Annotated in this window: 16 protein-coding genes; 8 read left to right on the top strand and 8 right to left on the bottom strand. The window is 56.4% G+C overall.

What is annotated here, in order from left to right; all coding sequences use genetic code 11:
• Window positions 1-2: 2 nt before the first annotated feature.
• The 7 genes from yidC to A1WC_RS00975 all read left to right on the top strand — a co-directional run bounded on the left by yidC (window position 3) and on the right by A1WC_RS00975 (window position 7369).
• Window positions 3-1649: a membrane protein insertase YidC gene (yidC, locus tag A1WC_RS01005; protein ID WP_008806741.1), complete on the top strand. Its 1647-nt coding sequence runs from the start codon at window positions 3-5 to the stop codon at window positions 1647-1649.
• Window positions 1650-1771: 122 nt separating this feature from the next.
• Window positions 1772-3136: a tRNA uridine-5-carboxymethylaminomethyl(34) synthesis GTPase MnmE gene (mnmE, locus tag A1WC_RS01000; protein WP_008806740.1), complete on the top strand. Its 1365-nt coding sequence runs from the start codon at window positions 1772-1774 to the stop codon at window positions 3134-3136.
• 119 nt (window positions 3137-3255) lie between these two features.
• Complete coding sequence (locus tag A1WC_RS00995; RefSeq protein ID WP_012969248.1) at window positions 3256-3675, top strand: GNAT family N-acetyltransferase; 420 nt, start codon at window positions 3256-3258, stop codon at window positions 3673-3675.
• Window positions 3676-3774: 99 nt separating this feature from the next.
• On the top strand, window positions 3775-4953 hold the full coding sequence (locus A1WC_RS00990) for an MFS transporter (RefSeq protein WP_016162022.1): 1179 nt from the start codon (window positions 3775-3777) through the stop codon (window positions 4951-4953).
• Window positions 4928-5887 carry an HTH-type transcriptional regulator YidZ gene (gene yidZ / locus A1WC_RS00985; RefSeq protein ID WP_004151541.1) on the top strand — a complete coding sequence of 320 codons (960 nt, stop codon included), beginning with the start codon at window positions 4928-4930 and terminating at the stop codon, window positions 5885-5887. The genes A1WC_RS00990 and yidZ overlap by 26 nt, the downstream gene beginning before the upstream one ends.
• A gap of 309 nt (window positions 5888-6196) precedes the next feature.
• On the top strand, window positions 6197-6766 hold the full coding sequence (locus A1WC_RS27715; RefSeq protein ID WP_162493349.1) for a 4'-phosphopantetheinyl transferase family protein: 570 nt from the start codon (window positions 6197-6199) through the stop codon (window positions 6764-6766).
• A gap of 36 nt (window positions 6767-6802) precedes the next feature.
• Window positions 6803-7369: an NADPH-dependent FMN reductase gene (locus tag A1WC_RS00975; RefSeq protein WP_008806736.1), complete on the top strand. Its 567-nt coding sequence runs from the start codon at window positions 6803-6805 to the stop codon at window positions 7367-7369.
• Between the two features lie 45 nt (window positions 7370-7414).
• Here the strand turns inward: A1WC_RS00975 and A1WC_RS00970 are convergent, their stop codons facing one another.
• Complete coding sequence (locus A1WC_RS00970) at window positions 7415-8752, bottom strand: NCS2 family permease (RefSeq protein WP_016162023.1); 1338 nt, start codon at window positions 8750-8752, stop codon at window positions 7415-7417.
• 170 nt (window positions 8753-8922) lie between these two features.
• Here A1WC_RS00970 and yieH point away from each other — a divergent pair, with 170 nt between their 5' ends.
• Window positions 8923-9588 (top strand): 6-phosphogluconate phosphatase, encoded by a 666-nt coding sequence (yieH, locus tag A1WC_RS00965; protein WP_016162024.1) that lies wholly within the window; start codon window positions 8923-8925, stop codon window positions 9586-9588.
• Window positions 9589-9667: 79 nt separating this feature from the next.
• Here the strand turns inward: yieH and A1WC_RS00960 are convergent, their stop codons facing one another.
• The 7 genes from A1WC_RS00960 to pstC form a co-directional block, all read right to left on the bottom strand.
• The gene (locus tag A1WC_RS00960) at window positions 9668-10387 is read right to left on the bottom strand and encodes a glucosamine-6-phosphate deaminase (protein WP_008806733.1); all 720 of its coding nucleotides are present in this window, start codon (window positions 10385-10387) and stop codon (window positions 9668-9670) included.
• 49 nt (window positions 10388-10436) lie between these two features.
• Window positions 10437-11603, bottom strand: a complete 1167-nt coding sequence (locus A1WC_RS00955) for an alpha/beta hydrolase-fold protein (RefSeq protein WP_012969244.1) — start codon at window positions 11601-11603, stop codon at window positions 10437-10439.
• A 38-nt stretch (window positions 11604-11641) separates the two neighbouring features.
• Window positions 11642-13276: a carbohydrate porin gene (locus A1WC_RS00950; protein WP_008806731.1), complete on the bottom strand. Its 1635-nt coding sequence runs from the start codon at window positions 13274-13276 to the stop codon at window positions 11642-11644.
• Between the two features lie 482 nt (window positions 13277-13758).
• Window positions 13759-14484, bottom strand: a complete 726-nt coding sequence (gene phoU, locus A1WC_RS00945) for a phosphate signaling complex protein PhoU (RefSeq protein WP_004145007.1) — start codon at window positions 14482-14484, stop codon at window positions 13759-13761.
• 50 nt (window positions 14485-14534) lie between these two features.
• The gene (gene pstB / locus A1WC_RS00940; protein ID WP_004145006.1) at window positions 14535-15308 is read right to left on the bottom strand and encodes a phosphate ABC transporter ATP-binding protein PstB; all 774 of its coding nucleotides are present in this window, start codon (window positions 15306-15308) and stop codon (window positions 14535-14537) included.
• A 47-nt stretch (window positions 15309-15355) separates the two neighbouring features.
• The gene (gene pstA, locus A1WC_RS00935) at window positions 15356-16246 is read right to left on the bottom strand and encodes a phosphate ABC transporter permease PstA (protein ID WP_008806730.1); all 891 of its coding nucleotides are present in this window, start codon (window positions 16244-16246) and stop codon (window positions 15356-15358) included.
• A complete protein-coding gene (gene pstC, locus A1WC_RS00930; RefSeq protein ID WP_004145004.1) occupies window positions 16246-17205 on the bottom strand; it encodes a phosphate ABC transporter permease PstC in 960 nt (319 codons plus the stop codon). Before pstC ends, pstA begins: the two co-directional genes overlap by 1 nt.
• Between the last annotated feature and the right edge of the window lie 6 nt (window positions 17206-17211).

A 17211-nucleotide genomic window follows, 5' to 3' on the forward strand; every position in this document is an offset into this window, starting at 1 on the left:
CGATGGATTCGCAACGCAATCTTCTTATCATCGCTTTGTTGTTCGTGTCTTTCATGATCTGGCAAGCCTGGGAGCAGGACAAAAATCCGCAGCCCCAGCAGCAGACCACGCAGACTACGACCACAGCAGCGGGTAGCGCCGCCGACCAGGGCGTACCGGCCAGTGGCCAGGGGAAACTGATTACGGTTAAAACCGACGTGCTTGAACTGACTATCAACACCAACGGTGGCGATATTGAGCAGGCGCTGCTTCTGGCGTATCCAAAAACGCTGAAGTCGACCGAACCGTTCCAGTTACTGGAAACCACGCCGCAGTTTGTCTACCAGGCGCAGAGCGGCTTAACCGGCCGTGACGGTCCGGATAACCCGGCGAATGGCCCGCGTCCGCTGTACAGCGTCGATAAAGAGGCGTTTGTGCTGGCAGATGGCCAGGATGAAATCGTCATTCCGCTGACCTACACCGACAAAGCCGGCAACGTCTTCACCAAAACCTTCACCCTGAAACGTGGCGGCTATGCGGTGAACGTCGGTTATAGCGTGCAGAACGCCAGCGAGAAGCCTCTGGAAGTCTCGACCTTCGGTCAGTTGAAGCAGACCGCGGCGCTGCCGACCAGTCGCGATACGCAGACCGGCGGCCTGTCCACGATGCATACTTTCCGTGGCGCAGCGTTCTCGACTTCAGATACGAAATACGAAAAATATAAATTCGATACCATTCTGGACAACGAAAACCTGAACGTCAGCACCAAGAACGGTTGGGTTGCCATGCTGCAGCAGTACTTCACCACCGCGTGGGTGCCGCAGAATAATGGAACGAATAACTTCTACACCGCTAACCTCGGCAACGGCATTGTGGCTATTGGCTACAAATCGCAGCCGGTACTGGTGCAGCCTGGTCAAACCGACAAACTGCAGAGCGTGCTGTGGGTCGGCCCGGCTATTCAGGACAAAATGGCTGCCGTTGCGCCGCACCTGGATCTGACCGTCGACTACGGCTGGCTGTGGTTCATCTCCCAACCGCTGTTTAAGCTGCTGAAATTCATCCACAGCTTCCTCGGCAACTGGGGCTTCTCGATCATCGTTATCACCTTTATCGTTCGTGGCATCATGTACCCGCTGACCAAAGCGCAGTACACCTCCATGGCGAAGATGCGTATGCTGCAGCCGAAGATTCAGGCCATGCGCGAGCGTCTGGGCGACGATAAACAACGTCAAAGCCAGGAGATGATGGCGCTGTATAAAGCGGAAAAAGTGAACCCACTGGGTGGCTGCTTCCCGCTGATTATTCAGATGCCGATCTTCCTTGCGCTGTACTACATGCTGAGCGCCTCGGTTGAACTGCGTCATGCGCCGTTTATCCTGTGGATCCACGACCTGTCTGCACAAGACCCGTACTACATCCTGCCGATCATCATGGGCGCGACCATGTTCTTCATCCAGAAGATGTCGCCAACCACCGTGACCGACCCGATGCAGCAGAAGATCATGACCTTTATGCCGGTCATCTTCACGGTGTTCTTCCTGTGGTTCCCGTCTGGCCTGGTGGTGTACTACATCGTCAGCAACCTGGTCACCATTATTCAGCAGCAGCTGATTTACCGTGGTCTGGAGAAGCGTGGCCTGCATAGCCGCGAGAAGAAGAAATCCTGATACTCTTCATTCTTCAAGCCAACGCATCTGCGACTTGGATAATTTAGAGTAGTTACGGTAACGTTAATGCCAGAGAAGGCGGTCAATGGACCGCCTTTTTTACATCTACATAGAGAGTCACCATGAGCCATAACGACACTATCGTCGCCCAGGCAACCCCTCCGGGACGCGGTGGGGTGGGCATCCTGCGTATCTCCGGCCTTAAGGCGCGCGATGTCGCGCAGGCGGTGCTGGGCAAGCTGCCGAAGCCGCGTTATGCCGACTACCTGCCGTTCAACGACGTTGACGGTACGCCGCTGGATCAAGGGATTGCGCTGTGGTTCCCCGGGCCGAACTCCTTTACCGGCGAAGATGTGCTTGAGCTGCAGGGCCACGGCGGCCCGGTCATTCTCGATCTGCTGCTCAAACGTATTCTGACGTTGCCCGGCGTACGCATCGCCAGGCCGGGCGAGTTTTCCGAGCGCGCGTTCCTCAACGACAAGCTCGACCTGGCGCAGGCAGAAGCCATCGCCGACCTCATCGACGCCAGTTCAGAACAGGCGGCGCGCTCGGCGTTGAACTCCTTGCAAGGGGCCTTCTCCGCGCGGGTTAACCACCTCGTGGAAGCGCTCACTCACCTGCGCATCTACGTGGAAGCGGCGATCGATTTCCCGGATGAAGAAATTGATTTCCTCTCCGACGGCAAAATTGAAGCCCAGCTGAACGGCGTGATGGCCGACCTCGACGCCGTCCGCGCGGAAGCTCGCCAGGGCAGTCTGCTGCGCGAAGGGATGAAAGTGGTGATCGCCGGGCGACCTAATGCCGGTAAATCGAGCCTGCTCAACGCCCTGGCGGGCCGCGAAGCGGCGATCGTCACCGACATTGCGGGCACCACCCGCGACGTGCTGCGCGAGCATATCCATATCGACGGCATGCCGCTGCATATCATCGATACCGCGGGCCTGCGCGACGCCAGTGACGAAGTGGAGCGTATCGGCATCGAGCGCGCCTGGCAGGAGATTGAGCAGGCGGATCGGGTGCTGTTTATGGTCGACGGCACCACCACCAGCGCCGTTGATCCGGCGGAGATCTGGCCAGACTTTATCGAGCGCCTGCCCGCTAAACTGCCGATTACCGTGGTGCGCAATAAAGCCGACGTCACTGGCGAAGCGCTGGGTCTCAGCGAAGTCAATGGCCACTCACTGATCCGCCTGTCGGCGCGAACCGGCGAAGGCGTGGAGGTGCTGCGGAACCACCTTAAGCAGAGCATGGGCTTTGATACCAGCATGGAAGGCGGCTTCCTCGCCCGCCGCCGTCACCTGCAGGCGCTGGAAGAGGCGGCGAACCATCTGCAGCAGGGCAAAGCCCAGCTGCTGGGCGCCTGGGCCGGGGAGCTGCTGGCGGAAGAGCTGCGCCTCGCGCAGCAGGCGCTGAGCGAGATCACCGGGGAGTTCACCTCCGACGACCTGCTGGGCCGCATCTTCTCCAGCTTCTGTATCGGCAAATAACGTTTAGTCCGTAAACGTTCACTCACCCGCATTAACGCCGCGTTAATGCGGGTTTTTTCTTGCCCTTTGCGGCGCAACGTTCTCTACTTTTATCTCCCCTTTTACCACGAGACTAAAGCATGACCGTTGAATATACCGTGATCGAGAAGGTGCCCTCCGCCGAAGCGTTTTGCCACCTGCGGGTGGCGGCAGGCATGTCGCCACGCCCCCTGGAAGGCGCCAGAGCCGGGCTGCCGCATAGCTGTTACGGCGTACATATCCTCTGGCAGGAGACGCCGATCGCGATGGGACGCATCGTCGGCGACGGCGCGATTAATTTCGATATTGTCGACGTCGCCGTCGATCCGGCTCATCAGGGAAAAGGCCTTGGCCGGCTGGTGATGGAGAAGCTGATCGCCTGGCTGGACGCTAACGCCTTTGACGGGGCCTACGTTACGCTGGTGGCGGATGTGCCGGAGCTGTATGCGAAGTTCGGCTTTGAAAGCGTTCGGCCGGAAAGCGAAGGGATGGCCCGCGTCTGGCGTACCCGGAGTCGTTAACTCGCGTTTCCTGCCAGGAAAAGAGCGTTGTCCAAATGGCAACTCGTCTTGTGGCGCGTTCCTCACTATGCTGAACGCCATTCACATCGCGAGGATCCCATGACACGCTTTCTTCTCTGCAGTTTCGCCCTGGTTCTGCTCTATCCCTCCGGCATCGATATGTATCTGGTCGGCCTGCCGCGTATTGCTCAGGACCTGGGGGCCAGCGAGGCGCAATTACATATTGCCTTTTCAGTCTATCTGGCCGGTATGGCTTCCGCGATGCTGTTTGCTGGTCGCATCGCCGACCGGTCAGGACGTAAGCCTGTCGCCATTGTGGGCGCGGTGATCTTTGTTGTCGCCTCCCTGCTCTGCGCCCAGGCGCACGCCAGCAGCCACTTCCTCGTTGGACGCTTTATCCAGGGGATCGGCGCCGGCAGCTGCTACGTGGTGGCTTTCGCTATCCTGCGCGATACGCTGGACGATCGCCGCCGCGCCAAGGTGCTGTCGTTGCTCAACGGCATTACCTGCATTATCCCCGTCCTGGCGCCGGTGCTTGGCCACCTGATTATGCTGAAATATCCGTGGCAGAGCCTGTTCTACACCATGACCGGCATGGGCGTCATGGTCGGTTTGCTGTCGGTCTTTATCCTGCGCGAGACGCGCCCGACGGCACCTCCGCAGACTGCGACACCGCAGCATGGCGGCAGTGAGTCGCTGCTGAACCGCTTTTTTCTCAGCCGCATTCTCATTACCACCCTCAGCGTGACGGCGATCCTGACCTACGTGAACGTCTCTCCGGTTCTGATGATGGAAGAGATGGGGTTCGATCGGGGAACTTACTCAATGGCGATGGCCCTGATGGCGATGATCAGCATGGCGGTCTCCTTCTCGACGCCGTTCGCCCTGTCGCTGTTTACCCCCCGCACCTTAATGCTGACTTCGCAGGTACTGTTCCTGGCGGCAGGCCTGGCGCTGAGCCTCGCCACCCGCCAGACCCTCACCCTGATCGGGTTGGGCATGATTTGCGCCGGCTTCTCCGTTGGATTCGGCGTCGCAATGAGCCAGGCGCTGGGGCCGTTCACGCTGCGCGCGGGCGTCGCCAGTTCGGTCCTCGGCATCGCGCAGGTGTGCGGTTCATCGCTGTGGATTTGGCTCGCCGCCATCATCGGACTCAGCGCAATGAATATGCTGATCGGGATACTCATTGCCTGTAGCATAGTGAGCCTTGTTTTATTACTGGTCGTCACCCCGCCGCGGGTTGCGCAATACGATGAAGAAGCCGCTGTCGAGTCTTGATCTTAATTTACTCCTCTGCCTGCAGCTCCTGACCCAGGAGCTCAGCGTTACCCGTACGGCGAAGCGGATGAACGTTTCGCCGTCAGCGGTGAGCAAGTCGCTGGCCAAACTGCGCGCCTGGTTTGACGACCCGCTGTTTGTGAAAACCCCGCTGGGTCTGGCGCCTACGCCGCTGGTCAGCAGCATGGAGCAGGATCTGGCGGACTGGATGCAGATGGGCAACCAGATCCTCGATAAACCACACCACACCATGCCCAGCGGCCTCAAATTCGAGCTGGCGGCGGAAACGCCGCTGCTGATGATCCTGTTTAATACCCTCTCCCAGCGCATCTATCAGCGCTATCCGCAGGCATTGATTCGTTTGCGCAACTGGGACTACGACTCGCTGGACGCCATCATTCGCGGCGAGGTGGATATCGGCTTCTGCGGGCGTGAAAGCCATCCACAGTCGCGGGAGCTGCTGAGCCTGCTGCCGTGGTATATCGATTTTGAGGTACTGTTCACCGACCTGCCGCAGGTCTGGCTGCGCGCCGATCATCCAGCGCTCAGGGAAGAGTGGGATCTGGCGGCATTCTTACGCTATCCGCATATCACTATCTGCTGGGAACAACGCGATACCTGGGCGCTGGACGATGTGCTGCAGGAGCTGGGGTATAAGCGTAACGTGGCGCTGACCGTGCCAGGGTTTGAACAATCGCTTTTTATGGCCGCTCAACCGCAACACACCATGCTGGCTACCGCGCCGCGCTACTGCCAGCACTATAATCAGCAGCACCAGCTGCCGCTAGTCTCCCGGCCGCTACCGCTGGAGGCGCAGCATCTGGAAAAGCTGCGCGTTCCCTTCACCCTGCTATGGCATAAGCGCAACAGCTACAACCCGAAGCTCGTCTGGCTTAGAGATACGCTGAAAGCACTCTATTCCGGTACGCTGTAAGCCTTGTTTCGTGTCTATCGCCCCTTATTTGCGCAAGAATTTGTAAAATTCAAACAAATTCCCTTTTCAAGGGGGGATTTCGGCATTAAAACCTGTTAATACCAGGCGATAATAGCGCCCGCAATTTTATCCAGACCATTACTCACGGAGCGACGTATGGCAACGCATTTTGCAAGAGGGATACTTAGTACCGGGGAGCCGCTATCGACACGTTTGTCAGCGGCCTGTCATCAATCCGCACGCCTACTCCCTGAATACCGCCAGGCTCGCTTTCGCGCTTCGCGTTCGCTACTCGCCGAACTGCTGTTTATGCTTTACGGTATCAGCGAGCTGCCTGAAATCATCAATGAAGCCAATGGCCGACCGGTTTTTAGCGATCGTCATCTTCCTCGCTTCTCTATCTCTTATACTGGCAATATTGTTGGCGTCGCGCTGACCACCGAGGGGGATTGTGGCCTCGACATGGAACTGCAGCGCACGGTGCGTGGTCACGACGCCGACCGGCACAATTTCAGTAACAATGAAAATCTGTGGATTAACATTCAGCATGACCCGGATGAAGCGCGTAGCCAGCTGGTGGCCCTGCGGCGAAGCGTGTTGAAACTGACCGGCGAAGCATCAACGCAGCTGCTGCCGGGTTCTGGCCGCCTGCGCACCGCCGGTAGCCAGCCGATCGAAGCCGTCTGTGATGCCGAATCGCTGCTGGTGTGGTCGATTGCCGCCAGCCCAAATATCGGCTCGCTGAAGGTCTGGGAATATGATGCTAAGGGGGGCGAATGGCGCAGCCTGCCGGATGCTCAGCAGCGCGCACGCGAACCGTCGGCCCGTCTGATGCGTTTTACCAGCTTACCGATGGAAAAAACCTTATCCCTCAATTGACCGGTTTTGCCGGCATCATGATACAAAGGAGCAATCATGTCAGATACCTTAAAAGTGGTTACGTTACTCGGCAGCCTGCGCAAAGGGTCGTTTAATGGAATGGTCGCGCGCACCCTGCCCGGCATCGCGCCAGCGGGCATGGATATCTCCGCGCTGCCGTCGATCGGTGATATCCCGCTGTACGATGCTGATATGCAGGAGGAAGAGGGGTTCCCACAGCGCGTGCAGGATATTGCGCAACAGATCCGCGAAGCGGATGGCGTGGTGATCGTCACTCCCGAGTATAACTATTCCGTGCCTGGCGGCCTGAAAAACGCTATCGACTGGCTGTCACGCCTGCCCGAGCAGCCGCTGTCCGGCAAACCGGTACTGATTCAGACCAGCTCAATGGGCGCCATCGGCGGTGCGCGCTGCCAGTATCATTTGCGCCAGATTCTGGTCTTCCTTGATGCGATGGTAATGAATAAACCGGAATTTATGGGCGGCGTCATCCAGAACAAAGTGGATCCGCAGTCGGGTGAAGTAGTCGATCAGAGCACCCTCGACCATCTGCGTGGCCAGCTGACCGCCTTTGGCGACTATATTCGGCGGGTTAAAGCATAAAAAAAGCCCGGCAGCGATGCCGGGCTTTTTCATCATGCGTGCGGATTAATGTGCATCGATAAAGACAATTTTCAGCACGAACAGCAGCGAGACGATAATCACGCACGGGCTGAGCTCGCGCAGACGGCCGGTACCGATCTTCATCACGCAGTAAGAGATAAAGCCTAAGGCGATACCTTCGGTGATTGAGAAGCTAAACGGCATCATCACCGCGGTGATAAACGCCGGTACCGCTTCCGTCAGGTCATCCCACTTCACGCGCGCCAGGCTGGAGGTCATCAGCACGCCAACGTAAATCAGCGCGCCGGCGGCGGCATAGGCCGGAACCATCCCTGCCAACGGTGACAGGAAGATAACCAGCAGGAACAGGATCCCAACGACAACGGCGGTCAGGCCGGTGCGTCCGCCCACGGAAACGCCGGAGGAGGATTCGATATAGGCGGTCACCGAAGAGGTACCAATAAAGGAACCGGCAACGGACGAGACGCTGTCGACAAACAGCGCTTGCTTCATGCGCGGGAATTTACCCTGTGCATCAGCCAGACCCGCTTTATCGGTGACGCCAATCAGCGTCCCGGAGGAGTCAAACAGGTTGACCAGCATAAACGAGAAGATCACGCCGGACAGGCCCAGGTTCAGGGAGCCCGCCAGATCGACATGACCAATCACCGACGTCACGCTCGGCGGCGCGGAGACGATGCCGGTGTAGTGCACATCGCCCAGCATCCAGCCCAGCAGGGTAGTGACCACAATAGACACCAGGACCGCGGCATGAATGTTACGTGATGCCAGAATCGCGATGATAAAGAAGCCCAGAATGCCCAGCAGCACACTGTGGGAGGTCAGATGACCAATGCTGACCAGCGTTTCCGGATTAGCGACGATAACCCCGGCATTTTTCAGACCCATCATGCCGATAAACAGGCCGATACCGCTGGTGATACCGACGCGCAGGCTCACCGGAATATTGGCGATCATCCAGTAGCGTACACGGAAAATCGTCAGCAGCAGCAGACCGACGGCGCCCCAGAAAATCGCGCCCATGCCTACCTGCCACGGCAGGCCCATCGCCTGCACCACCACAAAGGCGAAGAAGGCGTTCAGACCCATCGCCGGCGCAAGAGCCACCGGCAGGTTCGCGAACAGGCCCATCAGGATACTGCCGAACGCAGCAATCAGACAGGTAGTCACAAACACGGCGCTGGTATCCATGCCCGCTACGCCAAGAATTTGTGGGTTAACAAAAACGATATACACCATCGTCAGGAACGTGGTGAAACCGGCGATCGCTTCCGTGCGCACTGTGGTGCCGTGCTCGCGCAGTTTAAATACGCGCTCCAGCAGACCCTGGCCAGAAGACTGGCTGGTTTGTTGTTGACTCATTATCGGTTTCCGAACGTAAAGGAGGGAAAATTCGAGGCTATCCTATACCAAAACAGGGCACCCGGCGCAGTTGTATGGTAATTTTTTTCATTTATTTTGCTTATACGGCAACGATTGCGTCGCGGCATTGGGCATGACGAAAACGTTAAACTTGTTAATACGGAAAGACTATGACTCAACCAGAAGCAGTATTTTTTGACTGTGACGGCACACTGGTCGACAGTGAGGTGATTTGCTCCCGCGCCTACGTTCACATGTTCCAGGAATTCGGCATTACGCTGGACCTTGCCGAGATTTTTAAGCGCTTCAAAGGGGTGAAGCTGTACGAAATTATCGACACCATCAACGCTGAGCATGGCGTTAACCTGCAAAAAGCGACGCTGGAGCCAATTTACCGTGCGGAGGTCGCTCGCCTGTTTGATAGCGAACTGGAGGTGATTGCCGGAGCCCAGGCGCTGCTGGATGCGGTAAGCGTCCCGATGTGCGTGGTCTCCAATGGTCCGGTCAGTAAAATGCAGCACTCTCTTGGCCGCACCGGCCTGTTGCACCATTTCGCTGACCGCTTGTACAGCGGCTATGATATTCAGCGCTGGAAGCCTGATCCGGCGCTGATGTTTCATGCGGCAAAGGCCATGCAGGTAAAAGCCGAAAACTGTATCCTGGTGGATGACTCCAGCGCCGGTGCTCAGTCGGGGATTGCCGCCGGCATGGAGGTGTTTTATTTCTGCGCCGATCCGCATAACCAGCCGATCGATCATCCCAAAGTGACGACCTTTACCGATCTGGCAGAGCTGCCGGCATTGTGGCAAGCGCGCGGCTGGGATATCACGCGTTAAGGGCCTGGTGAGCGGCACGTTGGCATCGATGTAGCCCCGCTAAGCGTCTGTGCAAGCGGGGAATAGAATCAGCGACTGGTTATGGCTGCAATTCAGTGACTGCCGCTTTATCGGCAATAATCACCAGTGAAGGGTGTAATTTGAGCACCGACGCCGGCACCTGCTCGCTGACCGGGCCTTCAACCACCTGCTTAAGGGCTTGCGCCTTCGCCGCGCCGCTCACGATCAACAGCAGATTTTTTGCCGCCATCACGCTTCTCGGCCCCATGGTGACATAGCTATCGGGCACGACGGAAAAATCCCCGCCCATCTCGCCGTTAGCGACAATACCAATCATTTCCCCATGAATCGGCACTTCGACCGTCTGATCATGAAAGCGGGTGGTATTCGGCAGGTTGCCGCAAAAATGGCCGTCAGCCCCCAGCCCCAGCACCATCAGATCAAGGCCGCCAGCCTCTTCCAGCTGGCGATCGTGCTGAGCGGCGTTGTCCAGCGTCAGCTTGTGAATGTTCTCTTCTTTGATCTGCGCCGGGGTAAAAAACAGCTGGCGCAGATTAGATATCGTGACGCCTTCTCGCGACTGGCCGCGAAAGGGGATCTCATCGAAGTTGTAATAGTGCACCCGATCATAGAATGCTTTGCCTTTCACGGCGGCGGTTAGATGCTCATACATCCGCTTTGGCGTGCTGCCGGCCGTCACGGCGAGATTCACCCGCCGCGGTGCCGTGATATAGCCCAGAACATGATGGCTGGCGACCAGGCTCATCTCTTCATAATCTTCGGTCACAATCATTTTCATCTTGTCGTCCTTCACAAGCACAAAACGGGGGCTGAAGGCCCCCTAACGGTTATTTAAACAGTTTCTGCACAAACTCGGCGTAGGCCGGGCGCCAGACGTCCATTTCATGGTTCAGGCCAGGATACGAGTGATAGTCGAAGTTGATCTTCTGTTTTTCCAGCTCGCGTTTCAGACCCGCGATATCGTTGCCGGTGACGGAATCTTTTTCCCCGACGACCACGGTAAAGTTGCGCAGCTGCTTATTGATCGCGTCAGGCTGCTTCAGCTGCGCTTCCACGCCGGCATTCGGCACTGTCGTGGTCGTGACGCCGCTAAAGGTGGCGAGCCAGCCAAAGCTATCCAGATGGTTCATTCCGGAAACCAGCGCCTGATAACCGCCCTGTGACAGGCCAGCCAGCGCCCGGCCGTCGGCATCTTTACGCACGTTAAACCGGGTATCGATCAGCGGAATGATATCCTGCATCAACTCGTTATCCGCCGCCTGCGCATTGAGCGGATAGAAGTTTTTGCGCCGCTCCTGCGGCGGAAAGTTTTCCGCTATCGCTTCCGGGGTATCGGTTTCGGTATCCGGGACCACCACCAGCATCGGCTTGATTTTGCCCTCCGCCAGCAGGTTATCCATGATCTGCGGGATACGCCCCTGATCGATGGCCGACAGACCGCTGTCGCCAAAGCCATGATAGAAATAGAGCACCGGCAGCGGATCGCCGGTTCCGCTATAGCCCGGCGGCGTCCAGACATAGAGACGACGTTCGGCGTTCAGTGCCTTCGAGTGATAGGTGAGGGTGCGCAGATCGCCATGCGCGACCGCCCGATCGTCGAGAATACTACCAGGTACCAGAATCAAACTGGTATTCACCTGGCGCTGCGGCTTCTGATAGCGGCTGCCGGTATCCACCGAGCGGAAGCCATCCACATCGAAATAGTATTCATAGAGATTGGGTTTCATCGGCTCACTTTTCCATGTCCACACCCCCTGAGCCTCTTTGGTCATGTCGTGAGAGACAAAGGAGTCCGGCGTGGCGCCGGTCACTACCGACACCCGCCGGGCATCAGGAGCAAACAGGCGATAAGTGATACTCTTATCCGCGTTAACCTGGGTAATAAAGTGGCTCACCGGCAGGGTGGGATCCGGCATCGCGGGTAATGGCGCCGCCTGGAGGGTAAATGCCGCGCCCGCCAGCGCCAGTGCGAAATACATTGCATGTCGTTTCATCGTTAGTCCTCTTCCGTTGTGTCCGTTCTGTTATCGTCTTACCACCAGATTTCCGCCTGCGCCCCCACGGCAAACTGATCGTTTTTACCGTCTTCAAAAATGCTGGTGGTATTATTCGCTGCCTTATCCAGGTCGATATCCTTCGCTTTAATATAGGTGGCATAGAAGCGAATTTCCGGGCGCGAGGTCAGCATACTGGTATTGACTTTGAAGGTATGGAACAGCGTGGTCTTGTAGCCGGACTCGTTATATTTCTTGCCGGTAACATCTTTGTTTTGCTGTTTGAAGTATCCTAGCTCAACGCCGGTCTGGTTATATTTATCCCAGATATAAGCCGGTCGCAGGACCGTGCGAATGGATTCAAAATCGGAGTGGGCCCCGGTTTCGTAGCTATAGACATCGTTACCAAAGGAGTAGACGATGGCATTCGCCATAATAACGTCATCGCGTAAATAGGTTTCCCCCTGCGAGGTTAAGCGCACGGCGGTGCCATTGGTATGATCGCCATAATAGCGGCCGTTAAAGGTGGTATAGGGGCTGGATCCGGCATAGCGCGAGAAGCTGCTGGCAATAGAATTATTCGCCAGTAAGAAAGAGAATTCATTAAAGCCGCCGTTTGCCCATTTCTGTGTTAACGAAGTGCCTGCCATCCAGGTATCTTTCCACGGATAATAACCTTCATTGCCCTCTTTATATTTCTCTGAGGAACTTTGATTCGCGGCGACATAGCGTCCGCTGACCATCAGGCTGGCTTTATCCCACAGCGGAATCTCTTTGTAGCGAACGTCCAGAGTATTGGTGTTAATTTGCTGCTTATTGCTCAAAGAACGATCGTAATCATCGACATCTTCGCGGACCAATGCGATATCGAATTTCCCGGCGCCCACCTGCCAGTTTTCCAGCCCCACGCCGGCCGCCGCATCGGTTCTCTGCGTTTTCCAGTCCAGCATCTGGATTTCGATTTTTGGCGCCCCGTGTTTGCCGACCCAGAAATCGGCTTCCGGGGCAAACGGCAGGAACCCTTTGGTGTTAACGTACATATCCGAGAACTGGATGTAGTTTTCGCCGCCGGCATTGTCACCAAACCAGCCTGAGGAGTACTGCTGGCCGACGTTCCCGTCGAGCATCACGATGGCATCAACGCGTTTATCACCTTCCTGAAACACCCGCTGCTTCAGCTGCAGATCGAACCAGCCGGAATATTCATTGCCCAGGCGGCCAAGCGAACCGATCGCCCACGATTTTGGCGAGCCGTGCGAGGCGGTGCCCCAGCCGGAACGGAAGTAGCCGTTATAGCTGAAGCCAATTTCATCTTTCACGAACGTGCTAAAATCTTTCAGCGTCATCGCGCTGTAGGCTGGCGCGCCATCCGTGGCAGGTTGTTGATTTTTAACCAGCACCGCATCCGGTTTAACCGCCGTTTTCGGACCGGCGGCCGCCACCCCTGTCTTACGCTTCTGACCTTCCGCAGGCGGAGACCATGAGGCCCAAATCTGGTCTCTTTTTCTCTCCTGGTCCTGATATTTTTTGAGCTCTTTTTGCGTGTCTTTGAGCGCTTTCTCCAGCAGCTCAAGTCGTTGCTCCACCGTCAACGGGCTTGCTATCAGAGTGGTGGAATAACAAAGAGGCGCCAGCAAGACTATCGCCGAAGCGATCCTGTTTTTTCTCATCATAATATTCCTTTATATAAGCATTGGCGTAAATAAAACACGACAGCAACAACCATCCCGCGCAGGTTCTAATAGCCCTATCCATACCGTTTGAGGTCGCGGCGGCTGTTATTTTTGCAGTTAGACAAAAGCAAAAAAAAACCTGAAGAAGACCATCTGCCTTAACAGATAATCCTCTTCAGGTTTTGCCCGCACATCGCGGTAGCAACCCTCATTCAGCCATTATTGGCCCGCATAAAACAAAAAAACCTGATACCGCCGCCGTAGGGGCAATATCAGGTTTTGCCTGCTGTCGCAGTCACAATCCGTTTAAACCACCCTGAGCGTTTAAGCTCAGGAGTGGGCGTTGATTGTTACGCGATAAAATGAATAACTCAAACGGGCAGATTGTTAATTGTGACGATAATCTCAGCAATCTCGCTGCCACGAGATAAATCATATCTAATTCTGATAAAGCCATTTACCAGAATTAGACAGAATGATTATTACTCTTTCGGATCTTTGCCGGCGAGCAGTTTATCCAGCTCATCGCCGCCAACGTGACGGAAATCCTGACCTTTGACGAAGTAGAAAATATATTCGCAGATATTCTGGCAGCGGTCGCCAATACGCTCGATGGAGCGCGCGCAGAACAGCGCGGTCAGGACGCTGGGGATAGTGCGCGAGTCTTCCATCATGTAGGTCATCAGCTGGCGTACGATGCCTTCATACTCCTGGTCGACTTTTTTATCTTCGCGATAGATACGTACCGCTTCGTCGAGATCCATACGCGCAAACGCATCCAGTACGTCATGCAGCATCTGCACCGTGTGACGGCCCAGCGATTCGAGGCTCACCAGCAGCGGCTGGTGCTGCTGGGAAAACTTCTCCAGCGCGGTGCGGCAGATTTTATCCGCCACGTCGCCGATGCGTTCCAGCTCAGCGATAGTCTTGATGATCGCCATCACCAGGCGCAGGTCGCTGGCGGTCGGCTGGCGCTTGGCGATGATGCGCACGCAGGCCTCGTCGATCGCCACTTCCATCATGTTGACCTGCTTGTCGCCGTCGATGACGCGTTTCGCCAGATCGCTGTCCTGGTTATGCATGGCGGTGATCGCATCAGAAAGCTGTTGCTCCACCAGCCCACCCATGGTCATCACCTGGGTGCGGATATACTCCAGTTCAGCGTTGAACTGGCCGGAAATATGTTTGTTAAGATTTAGGTTGTCCATGGTGTCTCCTGATTGCCCAACTGGTGAGAGCCTGAAAGCACAAGGGCAAATCAACCGTAGCGGCCAGTAATATAATCTTCAGTTTGTTTCTTCGCGGGCTTGGTAAACAGGTCGTCCGTGTTGCTGAATTCAATCAGCTCGCCAAGATACATAAATGCCGTATGGTCGGAGCAACGCGCAGCCTGCTGCATGTTGTGAGTCACGATAACGACGGTGTAGTCCTGTTTCAGCTCGGTGATCAGCTCTTCGATACGCCCGGTGGAGATCGGGTCCAGCGCGGAGCACGGCTCATCAAGCAGCAGCACTTCCGGGCGGATCGCGATACCGCGGGCAATACACAGACGCTGCTGCTGACCCCCGGAGAGAGAATACCCGCTCTGGTGCAGTTTATCTTTGGTTTCGTTCCATAATGCGGCTTTGGTCAGCGCCCACTGCACGCGCTCGTCCATATCGGCACGGGACAGCTTTTCAAACAGGCGCACGCCGAAGGCGATATTGTCATAAATGGACATCGGGAACGGCGTTGGTTTCTGGAACACCATGCCAACCTTAGCGCGCAGCAGGGCGATATCCTGGGTGTTGGTCAGAATGTTGTCGCCATCCAGCAGGATCTCGCCTTCCGCACGCTGCTCCGGATACAGTTCGAACATTTTGTTGAACGTGCGCAGCAGGGTGGATTTACCACAGCCTGACGGACCGATAAACGCCGTCACCTGGTTTTTGGTGATATCCAGGTTGATGTTCTTCAGGGCATGGAATTTGCCGTAGTAGAAGTTCAGGTTACGAACTGAAATCTTACCCGGAGCTGTATTCACCATACTCATCTCTATCTCTTCCTCATTCAGCGCAGCAGTCGCTGCGCCGCAAAAAATTAACCGTGTTTCTTCTTGGCGAAGATAACGCGCGCCAGGATGTTCAGCAGCAAGACGCACAGGGTGATAATCAATACCCCGGCCCATGCCAGTTGCTGCCACTCCGCAAACGGACTCATGGCAAATTTGAAAATGGTCACCGGCAGGTTAGCAATCGGCTGCATCATGTCGGTGCTCCAGAACTGGTTGGACAGCGCAGTGAACAGCAGCGGCGCCGTTTCCCCGGCGATACGGGCGATAGCCAGCAGGATCCCGGTCATAATCCCTGAGACGGACGCTTTCAGGGTGATCGCCGAGATCATCTTCCACTTCGGCGTCCCCAGCGCATAGGCCGCTTCACGCAGGCTATCCGGCACCAGCTTCAGCATGTTTTCGGTGGTACGAATAACGATAGGCACCTGCAGCAGCGCCAGTGCGATAACGCCCGCCCAGCCCGAGAAGTGCTGCATCTGCGCCACCACGATGGTGTAGACAAACAGGCCGACCACGATAGACGGCGCGGAAAGCAGAATATCGTTGATAAAACGGATGATTTCCGCCAGCACCGATTTGCGGCCATACTCCGCCAGATAAATTCCGGCAAGGATACCCAGCGGCGTACCAAAGACGGTTGCCCACAGGATCAGCAGGCCGCTGCCGGCGAGGGCGTTAGCCAGGCCACCGCCCGCCGTATTCGGCGGCGGCGTCATTTCGGTGAAGAGCGCCAGACTCATGCCATCGAAACCGCGGGTTATCGTCGCCATCAGGATCCAGATAAGCCAGAACAAACCAAACGCCATGGTCGCCATCGACAGCGCCAGAGCGATACGGTTCTTCATACGACGTTTGGCCTGCATCTTGCGACGGGACTCCGCCAGCTCGGTAGAGGTTTGCAATTCAATGGTCGCCATTAGCGTGCCCCCTCATTCTTCGCGAGGCGCATAATCATGAACTTAGACGCGGCCAGAACGATAAAGGTGATAACGAACAGGATCAGGCCCAGCTCCATCAGCGCCGCCACGTGCAGGCCGGTTTCCGCTTCGGCGAACTCATTAGCCAGCGCGGAGGTAATACTATTCCCTGGCATATACAACGAGATGCTGTCGAGCTGGTAGGTGTTGCCGATAATAAAAGTTACCGCCATGGTTTCACCCAGCGCGCGGCCCAGACCGAGCATCACCCCGCCGATCACCCCATTCTTGGTGAACGGTAAGACAATGCGCCAGATCACCTCCCAGGTGGTGCAGCCGATGCCATAGGCCGACTCTTTCATCATCACCGGCGTCTGTTCGAAAACATCACGCATGACCGCGGCGATATAAGGGATGATCATGATGGCCAGAATGACGCCAGCGGCGAGAATACCGATACCAAACGCCGGGCCGGCAAACAGCGCGCCGACGAACGGGATGGTCGACAGGACGTTACCGACCGGCTCCTGGAAGTAAGTCGCAAACAGCGGGGCGAAAATAAACAGGCCCCACATGCCGTACACGATACTCGGGATTGCCGCCAGCAGCTCAATCGCAATGCCCAGCGGACGCTTGAGCCAGGCGGGGGACAGTTCGGTCAGAAACAGCGCGATGCCAAAGCTCACTGGGACGGCGATCAGCAGCGCGATAAAGGAGGTCACCAGGGTTCCGTAAATCGGTACCAGCGCGCCGAAGATTTCGTTGGGCGCATCCCACTCTTTGGTCCACAAAAAAGCAAAGCCAAACTTTTGAATGCTCGGCCAGGAAGAGATGATCAGGGAAACGATGATGCCGCCCAGCATCAATAGCACAATCAGCGCAGCCAGTTTTACCAGCGCACTGAAAATCATGTCACCCTTTTTCCCCGGAGGGGTAAATGCAGGCTTGGTTGCAGCCATAGATTA

It is taken from the genome of Klebsiella sp. KTE92, from assembly GCF_000398905.1.
Taxonomy (GTDB): Bacteria; Pseudomonadota; Gammaproteobacteria; order Enterobacterales; family Enterobacteriaceae; genus Klebsiella; species Klebsiella variicola.